The following is a 15,499-nucleotide window of genomic DNA, read 5'->3' as shown; positions in this document are numbered from 1 at the left end:
TAGGGCGCCTGCATCAGGCTGCGATGGTATTAAATGAATAACCTCGACGATAAACTGATGTTGCAAGAACTGACTTCCGTGATTACTCGGCTAGAAAGCGTGTTAAGCGGCTTAAGCCAGCCCGCGATAGATCCGGATGAGCAAACCAAGGCCGCGGCTTTAAGCTTAGTCAGCCAATGGCAAAAATTGTTTAATGGTAAGTCTGGCGCCACGCCTTCCGCCGCCACCTCTCCTCAGTTGGCAGCCGAGCTGGAGTTGCAATTATTACGTCTGCAAAACAGTCATGACAAGCTCGCCCGTTTGCAACAACTGGGCAGCCAAAAGCTACGCTTAGCCGCCAGCTTATTGCAGCAATCAGATGCCAACCCGGCAGACTCTGCCGAGCTCCTCACCCTGTTAAGTAATGGCGAAGCCAGTCATCAAGGCCAACTGTGGCAGTTGCTCGATTATTATCAGCAAGCACTCGATAGCCTGCTTAGCAAAAAGCAACAATGTGAGGCGCAACAGCATCAATTAAGTTCGCGCTTACAACAGCTGGTCGAAGAGCTGCACTTTTCAGGACCGGTAGCCATAGAGCTCACTAAAATTCGCAGTCAACTGCTGCAACCCCTCGCCCCTGAAGAGCTGGCAAGCCTGTGTTTGCGCTTAATTGACTTGACCATTGAAGGGCTGCGCTTTGAGCGTAAAAATACCAAGCAGTTTTTGACCAAGATCCACACAGATCTTGACGCGGCTCATCAGTATGCGGCCATCACTCTCAGTGAAGAGCAATCGTTATGTGACGCGCGCGCCCATCATGGCCAGCATATTGCCGGTGAGCTAAGAGCCATAGGCGAGCATTTATTTAGTCAAGATAATGAACAGCTTAAGGCCGATATTGCCGTGCGTATGCGCAGCATTAATCATATTTTGGTGCAAAATGAGCGCCTGCACGAGCGTGAACAGACCTTGCTGCAGCGCATGGTGGAAATGGAACAACAAATTAGTGATCTTAAGCAAGAAGCCGGTCATTTCCAGCAACAACTTAGCACACAAAATGATAAGCTCTTTGTGGACGGTTTAACGAAGATTTATAACCGAGCCGGCATGGATCAACGGCTCGAAGTAGAATATCGACAATGGCTGCGTGATGATAAACCTTTGTGTATTGCCATGCTGGATATCGATTACTTCAAGGATATTAATGATAAATATGGTCATCTTGCTGGCGATAAAGCGCTGCGTCTGATTGCCAAGACCTTACAAAAATCATTGCGCGAGAGCGATTTTGTGGCCCGCTTTGGCGGCGAGGAATTCGTGGTGCTATTAAATAACGTTAGCCAAGACAACCTCGAAAAGCCGTTACAAAAATTGCGCGAGCAAGTGAAAAATATTCCATTTCGCTTTAAAGAAGAGCCCGTTACTATCACTATTTCCTTAGGCGCCACCCTCTTTAAACAGGGCGACAGTATTCATTCCGCCTTAGAGCGCGCCGATCAGGCCTTATATCGTGCTAAACACGCGGGCCGTGATCAGATAGTCATGGACTGACCTAATAACAAAATTCAAGGGAGTGATTATGATCACCCATATAAATCCAGTCGGCAGCATGAACTTGCTGTCCCAAATTGAAGTGGACCACCTTAAGCAGTCGGCACGCGGTAATCTGTATCAGTTGTTTCGTAACTGTGCGCTGGCGGTCTTAAACTCCGGTAGTCAAACCGACAATTCAAAAGAAATTTTGGACCGCTATACCTCGTTTGATATTAACGTGATCCGCCGTGAGCGCGGCGTTAAGCTTGAGCTGTTTAATCCTCCTGTGCATGCTTTTGTGGACGGCGAAATTATTCGCGGTATTCAAGATCATTTATTCTCGGTACTGCGCGACATTATTTATGTCAACAGCAAGCTGCAGCATGAAGACGAACACAACCTCACCTCTCCCCAGCATTTAACGGACTTGGTGTTTTCTATTCTCCGTAACGCCAATGCGGTGCACCCCGGTTTAGAGCCTAATTTAGCCGTGTGCTGGGGCGGTCACTCTATTTCTGCCATTGAATACCAGTACACCCGCGAAGTGGGTAATGAGCTGGGTCTGCGAGAAATGAACATTTGTACCGGCTGTGGCCCAGGCGCCATGGAAGGCCCCATGAAAGGGGCGGCGGTGGGCCATGCTAAGCAAAGAGTGAGCGGCAGCCGTTATATTGGCCTTACCGAACCCTCTATTATTGCCGCCGAGCCGCCAAACCCCATCGTGAACGAGCTGGTGATATTACCCGATATTGAAAAGCGCCTTGAGGCTTTCGTGCGCATGGGCCACGGCATTATCGTGTTCCCAGGTGGCGTGGGAACGGCGGAAGAGATTTTGTATATTTTGGGTATTATGATGCACCCAGAAAACCGCAATCAGCCGATGCCGATTATTTTGACCGGCCCGAAAGAAAGTGCCGATTACTTTCGCAGTATGGATGAGTTTATTGGCAGCACCTTGGGCCCCGATGCGCAGGCGCTCTATCAAATCATCATCGACGATCCTGCCGAAGTCGCACGCCGCGTGAAAAACGCCATGCCACTGGTACGCGATTATCGCAAGACGGTGGGCGACGCCTATTCCTTTAACTGGTCGTTGCATATACCGCCAGAGTTTCAACTGCCGTTTGTGCCGGATCATGCAAACATGGCCAGTCTTAACCTCAATCGCGATCAGCCGCCCCAGCAATTGGCCGCCAACTTGCGCCGTGCCTTTTCAGGCATAGTCGCGGGTAACGTGAAGGAAGGTGGCATTAAGGCCATCGAAGAGCACGGTCCCTTCTTGCTCAACGGCGAGCCAGAAATGATGCTGATGATGGACAAGCTGCTACAGCAATTTGTCGAGCAACAACGCATGAAACTGCCAGGCAGCACTTATGTACCTTGCTATCGCATTAACCGTTAATTTTTAGCCGTTATGCAGTTATTGATCCTGGATGCGCTCAATCTGATCCGCCGCCTCTATGCGGTACAGGAGCAGCAACATCAAGATAGCGACGCCGCGCTGGCCGCCACCAGCGCGGCGCTGACCCATGCGGCCACCCGCTTATTGCGCCAGTTTCAGCCCAGCCACGTGGTGGCAGTGTTTGATGGCGCGCCTCAGGGTTTTCGCCATCACCTGTATCCAGATTATAAAGCCAATCGCAAACCCATGCCCGCCCCCTTAGCCGGCTACTTAGGCCAATTACAGCAAGATTTATGGGCACTGGGTATTGATGCGTTATTATCCGACACCGATGAAGCGGACGACTTGATTGCCACCTTGGCGCGCACCCTCAGCCGCCACGGTAAACCCAGCGTTATCGTCTCCACCGATAAAGGGTTCTGCCAACTGCTTAATCCCCATATTCAGCTGTGGGATCATTTCAAACAGCAAGCCCTCACCGCCCCCTTGGCGGAACAACAGTTTGACTTGAGCATTGCACAACTGGTGGATTACTGGGCGCTCACCGGCGTGTCTGGTAGTGCCATCAAAGGCGTGCCTAGCGTAGGCCCAAAACGCGCCCATGCGCTGTTAACTCGCTGGCACAGTTTGGATCAATTACTCGCCGAGCTGCCAAGTGAAGATAAAAATGCGGCGCTTAATAAAGAACACAGCACCGTGCTTAAACATCAACAGCAGGCGCTGCTTGCCCGACAATTAGTGAAGCTGGTCGATGACATAGAGCTGGGTTTTAATTTACAAGATCTACGCCATCACAGTTCGACCAAGGGCTGATAGCCGCTCCCTCCGTTACCTGCTATAACCTAGCGCTTGAATGTATTCAACTGACGGAACCTAATTCATGACTCAACGCAGTATTACCGTGATCCCCGGTGATGGCATCGGCCCCAGTATTGTTGAGGCCGCCATTCGCATTTTAGACGCAGCAGGCTGTAATTTTCACTATGACTACGCCGACGCTGGCTTAATGGCGCTAGAAAAACACGGCGAACTGCTGCCCCAGCGCACCCTAGACTTAATCGCCAACAATAAAATTGCTCTCAAAGGCCCGCTCACCACCCCCATTGCTGGCGGCTTTACCTCCATCAATGTGTCGTTGCGCAAGCACTTTAATCTTTACGCCAACCTGCGCCCTGTGGTGTCGTTTGAGGGCACAAAAAGCCGCTTCGATAATGTCGATATTATTACGATTCGCGAAAATACCGAAGGCATGTATTCCGGTGCCGGCCAAACCCGCGCCAGTGATAACAACAGTGCCGAGGCCATGAGTATCGTGACCCGCGAAGGGGCCGAGCGCATCACTGAATTTGCCTATCAGTTGGCAGTAAAAGAAGGCCGTAAAAAAGTCACCATTGTGCACAAGGCCAATATCTTAAAATCCACCTCCGGCCTGTTTTTAGAGGTGGCCCGCGAGGTGGCTTTACGCTACCCACAAATAGAAACCAACGAGATGATCGTGGATGCGGTGTGCATGAACTTGGTCATGTACCCCGAGCGCTTCGATATTATCGTCACCACCAACTTGTTTGGCGATATTATCTCCGATCTGTGCGCAGGCCTCATTGGCGGCTTGGGCATGGCTCCGGGTGCCAACATAGGTAAAGAAGTGGCTATTTTTGAGGCGGTACACGGCTCAGCACCGGACATTGCTGGCCAAAATATTGCTAACCCTTGCTCGGTGATTTTAGCCGCCATACAAATGCTTGAGCACCTTGGTCAGCAAGATAAAGGTATGCAAGATAAGGCGGAGCTAATTCGTAGCGCCATGCGCAAAACCATCAAAGATGGCACCACCGTCACGCGCGACTTAGGTGGCAACGCCAGCACCACCGAATTTACTCAGGCCATTATTGCCAATCTGTAAGCGGTGAGGCGTGAGGCGTGAGGCGTGAGGCGTGAGGCGTGAGGCAAGAATTAAAGACTCACGCAAAAACCTATGCATATAAAGGGCCAGTCGGCCCTTTTTTGTGCTTAAAAAACAAGCAAAATATTTACTTACTCTTAGTGCTTGGCGACTATAGTTAGTGACTACAGACTAAGGTTAATGATTGGCGACGAAAAGGTTGGTGATTATTCGGTACAGCTAATGATAGAGAGGTAAGACTATGGACGGTCGACTCGCACGGCAGCAGCTACTATTTTTCCTGCCACTCTTTATGTTTATGGCTCCCTGTCTCGCCTTTGAGGAATACTCCTCCCGCCGCTCACCTAATCTCAACACCCTACCCGTACCTCCCGCTCGACTTATCCCTACTATGGCGCCAGCTCCGTCATTGGCTGTAGTTAAGACACAGCCACCGGTGAGCGCACCGGCGGTTAACTTATCGGCCGTTAACCCTGTAGCCCTTAACTTATCTTCCCTAAACTTAACGGGGCTCACTTTATTGTCATTTACCCCGCAGAACATAATGGCGAGTAACACTGATTTATTTGCCTTAATCCCAAAACGTTATCAAGTTCATGTGGAGCTAATACCCAGCGGGCCAGTTAATGAGGGCAATCAACGACTCAGTGTTTATCCTAGCTTCCAGCTCACCTCCCAAAGTTCATTGGGGTTTTCGTTCAATAAATTCAGGCCTCGTTTTAATATCGAGCGCGCCGGCCTGCAAACCTCACTGCATTTAAGAGGGGATGGCATTAAACTCAACTTTCGTCCCACCGCCATCAGCACCCAACTGGAGTTTGATGTAAAAATTACCGATGACGAGTCTCGCCTAGATTTAACGTATCGATACTAAGGTGTGAGGAAAACCAACAAAAAACGAACCTTGTAGATACCACTTTAGTCCGCTGGTTTTGCGTAGTAAAACGTCATTTAAAGGGGAAATAGGAAAAATAAGCCTCACAAAAAAAGCACCGAGCCTATTACAGACTCGGTGCTTTTATGTGTTAGCTGGGCGCTGAGCTTTGGGTACTTAGCACTGGATTTTTCACTTCACCCTTTGCACTTCACCCTTCACTCTTTTTATTCTTTCGGTATTAATTTTGCCACTTTAAAGGGGCGATACACGTGCACGGTAATTTCTTCGCGGTCGTGGTATAGCTGCTTGGCTTGCACATGAAAACCGCCCAGCGCTGCTAACTTAGCTTTAAGCTGATCTAAGTTGTGCACGGCTTCTGCATAGCGTTTTTTCATCGGTAACTTAAGGTTAAAGATCGCTTCTTGGCAGTTTTCTTCCACTAACCAGGCGGCCATAATGGACACCACTCGTGCTGGTTTTTCCACCATATCACTGACTAACCAGTAGGTATTTAGGCGCGCTGGGCGCCAGCTAAAGGCGTCATCTTTATAGTGCTTCACCTGCCCCGTGTCCATCAGCTTGGCATCCATAGGGTTATGGTCGATAGCAGTCACCATCATATCCCGAGAGACCAACTGGTGGGTCCAACCGCCGGGTGCGGCACATAAGTCTACGGCTCGCATGCCCGAGGTTAAGCGCAACTCCCACTCGTGGCGTGGAATAAACACATGAAAGGCTTCTTCCAGCTTTAAGCTAGAGCGACTCGGCGAGTCAGAGGCAAAGCGCAAGCGCGGGATACCCATGTGAAACGGCGAGTTATTAAAGGAGTAGGAATACCCCAACAACGCATGATTATTGGCCAGAAAAAACAGGTGCAATACCGGGCGATTGTTCATCTCTTTGCGGGTCAATAACCCTTTTCCGCGCAAGGCTTGGCGCATCGGCACGGTAAATTTACGGCAAAATTTAGACAATTCTTTGCCATCATTGGTGTCGGGGGTTTCTACGCGAATATCACCGCACAGCTCCATGCCCTCGGCCGCTTCTAGCAAAGGCGAAATGCGATCGTCCAGCGGTAAATCTTTGACTTCGGCATGCACTACCAACATTTGGCGGGCGAAGATCAGCTCGCGATACAATAACTTGCGCGCCATTAAATCTGCGTCGTCGGGGCCAAAGCATTCATAAATTACAAAGCCACTGTCGTCCTTGGTGCGGGCAAAGCCGGGGCAGCCAAATTCTCCTGCCTTGTCCTGAATTTCCGCTGCCGCCTCTTTCTCAAACCCAGGGCGACAATATATTAATAACTGTTTCATCAAGACCTCAACCAAGTGCGACCGGCCAGCAACACGCTTAACCATCCCGCCATAAAACATACGCCACCCAGTGGCGTAACAAAGCCAATCCCTTTGGTACCGAGCAGCACCAAAGCATAAATACTGCCACTAAATAAAAACGTGCCTAGTGTAAAGAAAACCAGCGCCCATTGCAGGGGTTTTACGATTTTTACGCGCAGTGCTAACACTAAAAATAACAGCGCCAATCCATGCAAAAACTGATATTGCACCGCCGTATTAAAGGCGCTCACCAAGTGAGGTGCCGCCCCGCTGGCCGCCAAGCCATGGGCACCGTAGGCACCCAGCCCAGTGGCGGTGAAGCAAAGCAGTGCCGCTACATAAAATCCAAATTTAGCGCTCAAGAATAAAACTCCTCATGGCGGCGACGATGGCGGATAAATTTTGGTCTAAATTGGTGCCCGAGGCTTTGCGCGGGCTAAAGCTATGGTCGCCGTCTGTTACCCACATGGTGTGTATTTGTGGTGACAGATCATAACCTTGCACCGCCGCTTTATTACCAAAATTATCCCGCTCGCCCTGCACCAATAAAGTGGGCGTCATTAAGTTCGCCAAATGTTCTCCGCGAAATTGTTCAGGCTTGTTCGGGGGCGTAAACGGGAACCCCAAGAGGATCAGTCCCTTGGCTGCGGGCGCATCCGCTGCTAATTCATTCGCCCTTAATTCATCCCCACTTAATTTATCAACCACAAGCGACGCCATGCGCCCACCGAGGGATTTGCCCGCCAAAAATAATCGTGGGTGGGCAAACTGGGTCGCCATCTCTTGCCAACAAGCCAATAAGGCCGGCGCGCGATCCGGTGGCCGTCGGCGACCATCCTGTCGTGTCTTTTGCATAAAAGGGAACTCAAAGCGGATCACTTGAATCTGCTCATCTGCCAAGCCCGTTGCTAGGCAGGCCATCACTGCATGCTCCATGCCGGCACCGGCGCCGTGGGCCAAAAGCACCCGATTGGGCGCGTTATCAGCGCCATTAATTATTACCTTGTTCATCACTGACATCATTCTCGTTGTTAGCTGCCGAGCGCACTTTCGCTTATCAAGCCAGCTTTGGTTTGTTGTTCTTTCTCTACCAAAGCCAACATCCAATCGCGAAAGGCGGCGATCTTGGTTAAGCCTGCTTCCGACGCTTGGCACACCACATAATACGCCTTGTTCGATAGCAAGACTTGCTCAAACGGACACACTAAGCGCCCCGCTGCCAACTCAGGCTCGGCTAAAACACTGTGCCCTAAAGCCACGCCTTGACCATGAATGGCCGCTTGCAACACCATAGACGAATGACTAAAGATAGAGCCTTGATGCACGTTAGCCGCCACCAAGCCGGTTTGTTTATACCAAGCTTGCCAATCCGCCCGTGAGCCATCATGCAATAAGGTATGAGCCGCCAAGTCGCTTAACTTAGTCAGTGGCTTTGTGCCCTGTAACAAACTGGGGGCACACACCGGAATTAAATATTCATTGTGCAGCTGCACCGCACTTAAGCCCGGCCAATGTCCTTGCCCGTAGTAAATCGCCACATCCACATCATCAACCAGTGAGCCTTCATTTAAGTCCACCGCCTTAATGCGCACATCAATATCTGGATGCTCGGCATTAAACAAGGCTAAGCGTGGTACCAACCACTGGATGGCAAAGCTGGGCTGCAAGCAAACGGTTAAGCTGCCCTTGGCGCTCACCGCCAACAGCCGCTCGGTGGCATCATGAATACCGGTAAAGATATCTTTAATGTCCAGAAAGTAGCGTTGTCCGGCCTCCGTCAGCAGCAAGCAGCGGTTTCGCCGATAAAACAGTTTCACGCCCAAATAGGCTTCTAAAGCCTTAATTTGATGACTCACCGCCGCTTGGGTAACAAACAATTCTTCGGCAGCACGGGTAAAACTCAGCAGCCTTGCGGCAGCTTCAAATGCCCTTAGCGCATTGAGCGGGGGCAGACGTCGAGACATGGCGCCCTCATCAACAGTACGAATGGCGCGATTATAAGTGCCACCGCCAGCACAAGCCAGTCTAGCGGCGCTAATCTGCTATCTTTTAGTGCAGTAGCTTAACGCGATTAAGCCGCGGCTAAGTATTCATATTCAACACCCGCCTCTGGTACACTGAGCCATGCGGTATCCCTCTTTTTATTCAGGCGCTCCATGATCAAGATCCCCCCCGTTTCTATGCTCGACTGGCTCATTTTTATTGCGGTAGCGGTAGTGTCATTGCTGGTATTAATGGCGGTATTGAAGCGCATCTGGCGCGGCCCCCAACAGCAGCCCTATCAACAAAAGCTGCTCTTTAGCCCTGAAGCCACCGAAGCTTTGCGTTTAATTGATGATGCCATCGGCAATCAGCTGCGGGTGTTTGTCTCGGTGAGCTTGGCGGAATTTATTGCCCTAAACCCCACGCTCAAAAAAGCGCAGCGCGAGCAGGCTTGGCAGCAGCTGTACGGAGAAACAGTAGATTTTGTGTTGTGCTCACCCCAAGACTTGAAGATTAGAGTCGCCATCGTCTTGGCTGACGACAGCTTGAGCAAAGCTGACCAGCGCAAGCAGCAGCAATTATGGCAAGCACTGCAAGCAACGGGGTTGCCCATTATCGATATTTCACCGAAAGCTTGGCCCAGTGCGAGCAGCTTGCGCGACGATATTTTAACGGCCTGCAAGGCACCCAGCCCAGTAACGGTATCCAGCAATAGTAGGCTTGGCCAATCCCGCGTGGAGCCGGTATTAAACTTTGATGATATGTCGGATCCAGACGCCGAAGACGAACCACAAATAAAGCTCTAATCTCAAATTCGCGCCAAGCTAAAAAGATATCGGTTTTTTATTTAGCTGGGCGCTTAGTGCTATGGTTTATCCCCAAATATCGCCAATGGCGGTGTCTGGCTGATAATGGTGGGCAATTTGCGCTTGCAGTAACTCAGCGGTGGCCAAGGCATCAGTAAGCGCATGATGAGGTTGATAAAAAGGCAAGTGATAGCGGCTACGACTGTCGCTTAAACGAATCGACGCTGGCTTCTGGCCACGCAGCCGTGCCCACAGCCCCAGCGGCTTGGCGCGATGTATCAAGGCTTCCAGCTCCATGGTGTCCACCACCGGAAACTCAATTCCCTCGGTTAATCTCGCCTGTAAGGCACTGGCCAAAAAACTGCGCTCTATCTGTTTATGATGTACCACCACTACGGCCCCTGCGAGGGCTGTTAATAATTCATCCAGCACCAATAATAAGTCTGGCGCGGTTTGGATTTCAGAATGGGTGATGCCGTGGATCACCACCGCTTCTTCGGCCATGGGTTTATGAGGGTTCACAATCCAGTGCTTGGCCTGATGCCAACGAATGCGCTGCAAGGTAAAAGGCACCAGCCCGATGCTGACAATGGCGTCCTTTTTCACATTTAAGCCGGTGGTTTCAAAGTCCATGGCTACAAAAGGGACCTCGCTCAGTGGGGTGTCGCCACTCACCGCACCCGCACGATAAAAGCGCTCCAGCCGATAATCTCGGGCACTGCGCGCTAACTCACTAAACAGCTCTGGCCAAGGCGGCACTTGATAAGAGTGCTGTATTTCTGTTGGACGCAAATAAAACATCGCGGCTTAGCTCCGGTTAGGCTGATAACGAAACTTCATGAACTTTTGCGCATTACTGAGAATTTGAAAGGCGTCCTTAAGATTACGCCGCTCAAAGTCCGATAAGTTATCGGGCTCAATATTATTATCCGGCTCATTACCCGCCTCCAAATCTAGCGCCTGATGGCGAATACGCACAGTGGCAATAAACTCCATCGCATCACGCAAGTCTGGGCCTCGGCCTTTAGGTAACAAACCCGACTCAATCACATCATTCAATCGCTCAAAGGAGTTGTGCGCTTGGGAGCCAACCGCCAATGCATGCACGCGAATTAAATCCGCGAGGGGTGCGGTGCCGCGGCGCTTTAAGTTAATGGAGTTATTGTGTTTACCGTCTTGCTCCATCACAAACTCTTTAAAGAATCCTAGCGGCGGTGTGCGTCCCAGCGCATTACGCGCCATGCTGGCTAAAAATCGCGGGCTGCGCTGGGCAAGGCGGGAAATTAAACCGTTGAGTTGATCTGCCCACTCGGTTTTGCCATAGACACCGTCCAAATCAAAAAAGATCGAACTGTTCAGCAAAGATTGCGCATTGGGATTGACTATCCAGTCGCTAAAACAATGCTCCCATTGCAGGCGCGTTTTTTGCCACTGCACATTAGTGGCCATAATATCGCCGGTGCAATAGCTATAACCGCAGGCAGCCAAACCATCGCACACCCGTTTGGCCAGCGTCGCAAAATAGTCGCCATGCAAGGCGGCGTCATAATGATTATCAAGGATCAGCGCATTATCTTGATCGGTCACAATCAGTTGCTCATCGCGTGCCATAGAGCCCAGTGCTAAAAAACAATAGGGTACCGGCGGCGGCCCCAGTTCGTATTCGGCCAGCTCCAATAAGCGTTGCTTAAAACTGCGCCCAATGCCCGCCATGGCGGTGCCGATCATTTGTGAGTTAGCGTCTTCGCTCACCATGCGTACAAAACAGGCTTTCACATCATCTGCAATCGCCGCCAACTCGTCGATATTTTGCGCCTTAAAAATATGGCGCACCACAAACAGATTGTTACGGGACTCGTGACGCATCACATCCGACAGCGCAATTACGCCCACCGGTTTACCTTTATGCAAGATGGGCAAATGATGCAGGTTATGGCGCAGCATCAGCAGCATGGCTTCAAATACGAACTGGCCACTTTCTAGAGCCACTAAATCTTGCGACATCACTTGTGCCACGCCGGTATCCGTTGGCAAGCCTTCGGCCAGCACCCGTGCGCGTAAGTCGTTATCCGTTAAAATGCCGACTACGCTCGACTGTCCTTCTTGGTTATTATCTTGCTCCGACAACACTAAAATTGAAGACACGTCTTCTGTCGTCATTTTTTGTGCCGCCGCTAATACCGTGGCCGACACCGCTATGGTGACCGGCTCACGCGCAATTAACTCACCCACCGTGGAGGTCAGTAATTCATCACCGCCGCCTTGGCGGGACACCGCTTGGCGCAAGCGTGCCGTGTCTTCTACTTCCACATAATCAGCAAAAGACTCGTGCGCATCATAAAGTGCATTAAACAGGCTCTCCGGCAGGCAATACACCAAAGTATCTTCGAGTGCAGTGGCAGACATGCGCACCTTGTTATTCATCAACAAGCCCATCTGCCCAAACAGATTGCCGACACTCAATCGGTTATGCAGCTCTCCACTGCGTCTGTGCATTTCGACGGCGCCACTGCGGATCAAATACAAGTCCTGCACCAAATCTCCATAATTCAAGATAATGGTACCGGCACGGTAATAGGCTATTTCTATCTGCTCGGCAATGGTGCTCAACACCTCATCGTCCAAGCTATTAAATGGTGGAAAACGCCGAATAAAACTTAAAATTTCCAGCTGCTCAGCCTGCATAGCACGACTCGCCTTATAAAGAGTGAACGACACGACCCTAAAAATTAACCCTATTTCGCAACGGAAGAACACAGAACGCACGGACACAGTTCACTTGCGACAAAAGATGATAAATTTATTGGTAAACGCTCAGCCTTTGATGGTTGGGTGTTTGGCACTTACCATTAATAATCTCTTTCGATTTTAATCTTTATTTTTCCGTGGGTTCCGAGGGTTCCGTGGCAAAGAATCGTTAGTCCTAGAAAAAAGGGGCGAAGCGCTTAGTGCAGGCTTTCCCCTTCACACTTTACGCTTCACCCCTCACATTTCTTACTTCAGTGCGCTTTATCTGGGCTCAGACATCAGACCTTTAATTAAAGACACACACGACACCAATAAGACAATGGCGAACGGAAAGCCAGTCGAGACCGCCATGGCCTGCAAGGCTGCTAAACCGCCACCCAACATCAGAGCAATGGCAACCAGGCCCTCAAAACCACACCAGAACACCCGCTGCGGTTTAGGTGAATTCACCTTACCGCCAGAAGCGATAGTGTCGATCACCAAAGAGCCAGAGTCAGATGAAGTAACAAAGAACACCACCACCAAAATAATGCCGATAAAGGAGGTGATCTGTGCCAGTGGCAACGCATCCAACATAATAAATAACTGTAATGGCACTGCCGCGTTCGCTGCCGCCTCGTAGCCTTTGCTCACCAGCTGGTCAATGGCAGTACTACCAAACGCCGTCATCCACAACACACAGGCAGTTGAAGGTACTAACAGTACCGACACCAAAAACTCACGCACGGTACGGCCACGAGAGACACGAGCAATAAACATACCCACAAACGGAGACCAAGAAATCCACCATGCCCAGTAAAAGGCGGTCCAACCCTGAGAGTAGTTGGCATCTTCACGCTCAAACGGCATAGATAACGCCGGTAAGTGCTCAACGTAGGAGGCTAAGTTAGTGAAAAAGCCGCTCAGTATCAGCAAAGTAGGGCCAACAATAATCACAAACAACAACAGTAAGGCGGCTAACGCCATGTTGATTTCTGATAACCGCTTAACGCCGGCGTCCAAACCTGCCAGCACAGAGATAGTGGCAATGCCCGTGATCACTATCACTAACACCACCTCGGTGGTAGTACCCAAAGGAGTATCAAACAGATAATTCAAACCCGCACTGGCTTGAGAGGCACCAAAACCGAGTGAGGTTGCCAAACCGAACATGGTGGCAATCACCGCCAACACATCAATTAAATGTCCAGGCCAGCCCCACACTCGCTCACCCAGCAGCGGATAAAATACCGAGCGCACCGTCAGTGGCAGCCCTTTATTAAACGAAAATATCGCTAAACCCAACGCCAACACCGCATAAATAGCCCATGGATGCAGCGCCCAGTGATAAATGGTGGCAGCCATGGCTAAGCTGTTTGCCGCCGCACTGTCACCTGCAGCACCCCCTAACGGGGCCCAATCGGTGCGTACGCCGTTCTCAAGGGTAATGCCACCAAATGAAGTGCCAAAATGCGATAACGGCTCAGACACGCCGTAAAACATTAAGCCAATGCCCATGCCGGCAGCAAACAGCATAGAAAACCAGCCCACATAGGTAAAATCGGGCGTCGCTTTAGTGCCACCAATGCGTACTCGGCCTAAGGGAGAAATAATTAACCCCAAACACACCAGTACAAAAATATTACCCACGCTCAAGAAAAACCAATCTAGGCTGGACGTGAGCCAGTCCCGTAAGTCAGCAAACAGCGGGGCTACTTGATTTTGAAAGGCCAACGTTAAGATCACAAACGCCACTATGGCCAATCCTGAGATCATAAATACACGGTTGTGAATATCTAACCCAAATGGGCCTATCTGCAAGGCCACATTATCTTGCCCTACTTGGTAATCGGTGTTAATGGGATTGACGTCCCCCTCGGGGGCAATCACGTCTTTATTGTCGTTATCTGTCATCGCTCAAATCCTTGCGCATTTAGTTATTCTAGTTATCACCATCAATTAAATAGCGATATACGAACGAAATATAACATAAAAACCCAGCATACTTCTTATTACTAGCAGTAACTCATTGAGAAAATTACTCATTTCTCTGCGTAATACTCGCAACCCTAACCCTGTTAATCCGACCTGCCCTCTCATACTTTAGTCTGCATAGCGTCTAATAGCGGTCAGCCGGATAAAAAACACCCAACTTTAAGCTCTCGAACGGCGCCCTTAGCGCATCTGTTGCTATGGTTAAATGAGCAAAAGCTAAATGACAAAAAGTCAGATAGGAGGCCCTATGGCAGGTTTCGATAAACGCGTAGCCAGTTACGCCGAGGCATTAGCAGGATTAACCGATGGGATGACGGTATTAGCTGGCGGCTTTGGCTTATGCGGCATTCCCGAAAATCTGATCCGCGAAATTAAACGCCTAGGCTGTAACAACCTCACGCTGGTTTCTAACAACTGTGGCGTAGACGGCTTTGGTTTAGGGCTATTGCTTGAAGACCGGCAAATTCGCAAGATAATCGCCTCTTATGTGGGCGAAAATGCCCTATTTGAGCAGCTGTTATTAAGCGGCGAACTGGAAGTAGAGCTCACGCCACAAGGTACGCTCGCGGAAAAAGTACGCGCCGGTGGCGCCGGCATCCCAGCCTTTTATACTGCCACTGGTTTTGGTACCGACATTGCTCAGGGCAAAGAAGTACGAGAATTCAATGGTCGCTCTTACATCTTAGAAACCGCCATCACCGGGGATTTTGCCATCGTTAAAGGCTGGAAAGCCGATTACTACGGCAACGTTATTTATCGCCACACTGCTCGTAATTTTAACCCGTTGATGGCCACCGCCGGCAGCATTACCGTGGTCGAAGTCGAAGAGCTGGTCGAACCCGGCCAACTGGATCCCGATCAAATTCATACCCCGGGCATTTATGTAGATCGAGTGATCTGCGGCCTGTTTGAAAAGCGCATCGAGCAACGCACCGTGAGTGATTAACTGCGGCTTAA

14 protein-coding genes are annotated in these 15,499 nt (G+C 50.4%); 7 read left to right on the top strand and 7 right to left on the bottom strand.

The window, feature by feature from the left end; all coding sequences use genetic code 11:
* Positions 1–33 precede the first annotated feature (33 nt).
* From CBP31_RS13310 to CBP31_RS13285, 5 genes are all read left to right on the top strand, one after another.
* Positions 34–1,530, top strand: a complete 1,497-nt coding sequence (locus tag CBP31_RS13310; protein WP_087038084.1) for a GGDEF domain-containing protein — start codon at positions 34–36, stop codon at positions 1,528–1,530.
* A gap of 28 nt (positions 1,531–1,558) precedes the next feature.
* Positions 1,559–2,914 (top strand): nucleotide 5'-monophosphate nucleosidase PpnN, encoded by a 1,356-nt coding sequence (gene ppnN / locus CBP31_RS13305; RefSeq protein ID WP_087038081.1) that lies wholly within the window; start codon positions 1,559–1,561, stop codon positions 2,912–2,914.
* Between the two features lie 12 nt (positions 2,915–2,926).
* Positions 2,927–3,727: a flap endonuclease Xni gene (gene xni / locus CBP31_RS13300; protein ID WP_087038079.1), complete on the top strand. Its 801-nt coding sequence runs from the start codon at positions 2,927–2,929 to the stop codon at positions 3,725–3,727.
* A 67-nt stretch (positions 3,728–3,794) separates the two neighbouring features.
* The gene (locus CBP31_RS13295; RefSeq protein ID WP_087038077.1) at positions 3,795–4,817 is read left to right on the top strand and encodes an isocitrate dehydrogenase; all 1,023 of its coding nucleotides are present in this window, start codon (positions 3,795–3,797) and stop codon (positions 4,815–4,817) included.
* A 544-nt stretch (positions 4,818–5,361) separates the two neighbouring features.
* On the top strand, positions 5,362–5,691 hold the full coding sequence (locus CBP31_RS13285) for a hypothetical protein (RefSeq protein WP_087038073.1): 330 nt from the start codon (positions 5,362–5,364) through the stop codon (positions 5,689–5,691).
* 227 nt (positions 5,692–5,918) lie between these two features.
* Here the strand turns inward: CBP31_RS13285 and rlmM are convergent, their stop codons facing one another.
* From rlmM to CBP31_RS13265, 4 genes are read right to left on the bottom strand one after another with little or no spacing between them, the layout of a single operon-like run.
* Complete coding sequence (gene rlmM, locus CBP31_RS13280) at positions 5,919–7,010, bottom strand: 23S rRNA (cytidine(2498)-2'-O)-methyltransferase RlmM (RefSeq protein ID WP_087038071.1); 1,092 nt, start codon at positions 7,008–7,010, stop codon at positions 5,919–5,921.
* The gene (locus CBP31_RS13275) at positions 7,010–7,393 is read right to left on the bottom strand and encodes a DUF423 domain-containing protein (protein ID WP_087038069.1); all 384 of its coding nucleotides are present in this window, start codon (positions 7,391–7,393) and stop codon (positions 7,010–7,012) included. The genes rlmM and CBP31_RS13275 overlap by 1 nt, the downstream gene beginning before the upstream one ends.
* Positions 7,383–8,042: an alpha/beta family hydrolase gene (locus CBP31_RS13270; protein ID WP_087038067.1), complete on the bottom strand. Its 660-nt coding sequence runs from the start codon at positions 8,040–8,042 to the stop codon at positions 7,383–7,385. The genes CBP31_RS13275 and CBP31_RS13270 overlap by 11 nt, the downstream gene beginning before the upstream one ends.
* 20 nt (positions 8,043–8,062) lie before the next feature.
* Entirely contained in the window at positions 8,063–8,995 is a 933-nt protein-coding gene (locus tag CBP31_RS13265) for a transcriptional regulator GcvA (protein WP_087038065.1), read from the bottom strand.
* A gap of 192 nt (positions 8,996–9,187) precedes the next feature.
* Here CBP31_RS13265 and CBP31_RS13260 point away from each other — a divergent pair, with 192 nt between their 5' ends.
* Complete coding sequence (locus CBP31_RS13260; RefSeq protein WP_087038063.1) at positions 9,188–9,820, top strand: DUF2726 domain-containing protein; 633 nt, start codon at positions 9,188–9,190, stop codon at positions 9,818–9,820.
* A 66-nt stretch (positions 9,821–9,886) separates the two neighbouring features.
* On the opposite strand, the gene CBP31_RS13255 is transcribed toward CBP31_RS13260, so the two are convergent.
* The 3 genes from CBP31_RS13255 to CBP31_RS13245 form a co-directional block, all read right to left on the bottom strand.
* Positions 9,887–10,621 (bottom strand): 3'-5' exonuclease, encoded by a 735-nt coding sequence (locus CBP31_RS13255; protein WP_087038061.1) that lies wholly within the window; start codon positions 10,619–10,621, stop codon positions 9,887–9,889.
* A 6-nt stretch (positions 10,622–10,627) separates the two neighbouring features.
* A complete protein-coding gene (locus CBP31_RS13250) occupies positions 10,628–12,505 on the bottom strand; it encodes a putative nucleotidyltransferase substrate binding domain-containing protein (RefSeq protein WP_087038059.1) in 1,878 nt (625 codons plus the stop codon).
* 324 nt (positions 12,506–12,829) lie between these two features.
* Positions 12,830–14,461: a BCCT family transporter gene (locus tag CBP31_RS13245; protein ID WP_087038057.1), complete on the bottom strand. Its 1,632-nt coding sequence runs from the start codon at positions 14,459–14,461 to the stop codon at positions 12,830–12,832.
* A gap of 328 nt (positions 14,462–14,789) precedes the next feature.
* Between CBP31_RS13245 and CBP31_RS13240 the strand changes: the two genes are divergently transcribed.
* Complete coding sequence (locus CBP31_RS13240) at positions 14,790–15,488, top strand: CoA transferase subunit A (protein ID WP_087038055.1); 699 nt, start codon at positions 14,790–14,792, stop codon at positions 15,486–15,488.
* The last annotated feature ends 11 nt before the right edge of the window (positions 15,489–15,499 follow it).

Source organism: Oceanisphaera profunda (assembly GCF_002157895.1).
Taxonomy (GTDB): Bacteria; Pseudomonadota; Gammaproteobacteria; order Enterobacterales; family Aeromonadaceae; genus Oceanimonas; species Oceanimonas profunda.
Note: the sequence above shows the minus strand (reverse complement) of the source record. Positions and strands in the feature narration are given on the sequence as shown.

Bases quoted from the DNA above. Each gene is read 5' to 3' on its own strand.
- CBP31_RS13310 (WP_087038084.1), top strand. From the start codon at position 34: ATGAATAACCTCGACGATAAACTGATGTTGCAAGAACTGACTTCCGTG.
- ppnN (WP_087038081.1), top strand. From the start codon at position 1,559: ATGATCACCCATATAAATCCAGTCGGCAGCATGAACTTGCTGTCCCAA.
- xni (WP_087038079.1), top strand. From the start codon at position 2,927: ATGCAGTTATTGATCCTGGATGCGCTCAATCTGATCCGCCGCCTCTAT.
- CBP31_RS13295 (WP_087038077.1), top strand. From the start codon at position 3,795: ATGACTCAACGCAGTATTACCGTGATCCCCGGTGATGGCATCGGCCCC.
- CBP31_RS13285 (WP_087038073.1), top strand. From the start codon at position 5,362: ATGGCGAGTAACACTGATTTATTTGCCTTAATCCCAAAACGTTATCAA.
- rlmM (WP_087038071.1), bottom strand. From the start codon at position 7,010: ATGAAACAGTTATTAATATATTGTCGCCCTGGGTTTGAGAAAGAGGCG.
- CBP31_RS13270 (WP_087038067.1), bottom strand. From the start codon at position 8,042: ATGAACAAGGTAATAATTAATGGCGCTGATAACGCGCCCAATCGGGTG.
- CBP31_RS13265 (WP_087038065.1), bottom strand. From the start codon at position 8,995: ATGTCTCGACGTCTGCCCCCGCTCAATGCGCTAAGGGCATTTGAAGCT.
- CBP31_RS13260 (WP_087038063.1), top strand. From the start codon at position 9,188: ATGATCAAGATCCCCCCCGTTTCTATGCTCGACTGGCTCATTTTTATT.
- CBP31_RS13255 (WP_087038061.1), bottom strand. From the start codon at position 10,621: ATGTTTTATTTGCGTCCAACAGAAATACAGCACTCTTATCAAGTGCCG.
- CBP31_RS13250 (WP_087038059.1), bottom strand. From the start codon at position 12,505: ATGCAGGCTGAGCAGCTGGAAATTTTAAGTTTTATTCGGCGTTTTCCA.
- CBP31_RS13245 (WP_087038057.1), bottom strand. From the start codon at position 14,461: ATGACAGATAACGACAATAAAGACGTGATTGCCCCCGAGGGGGACGTC.
- CBP31_RS13240 (WP_087038055.1), top strand. From the start codon at position 14,790: ATGGCAGGTTTCGATAAACGCGTAGCCAGTTACGCCGAGGCATTAGCA.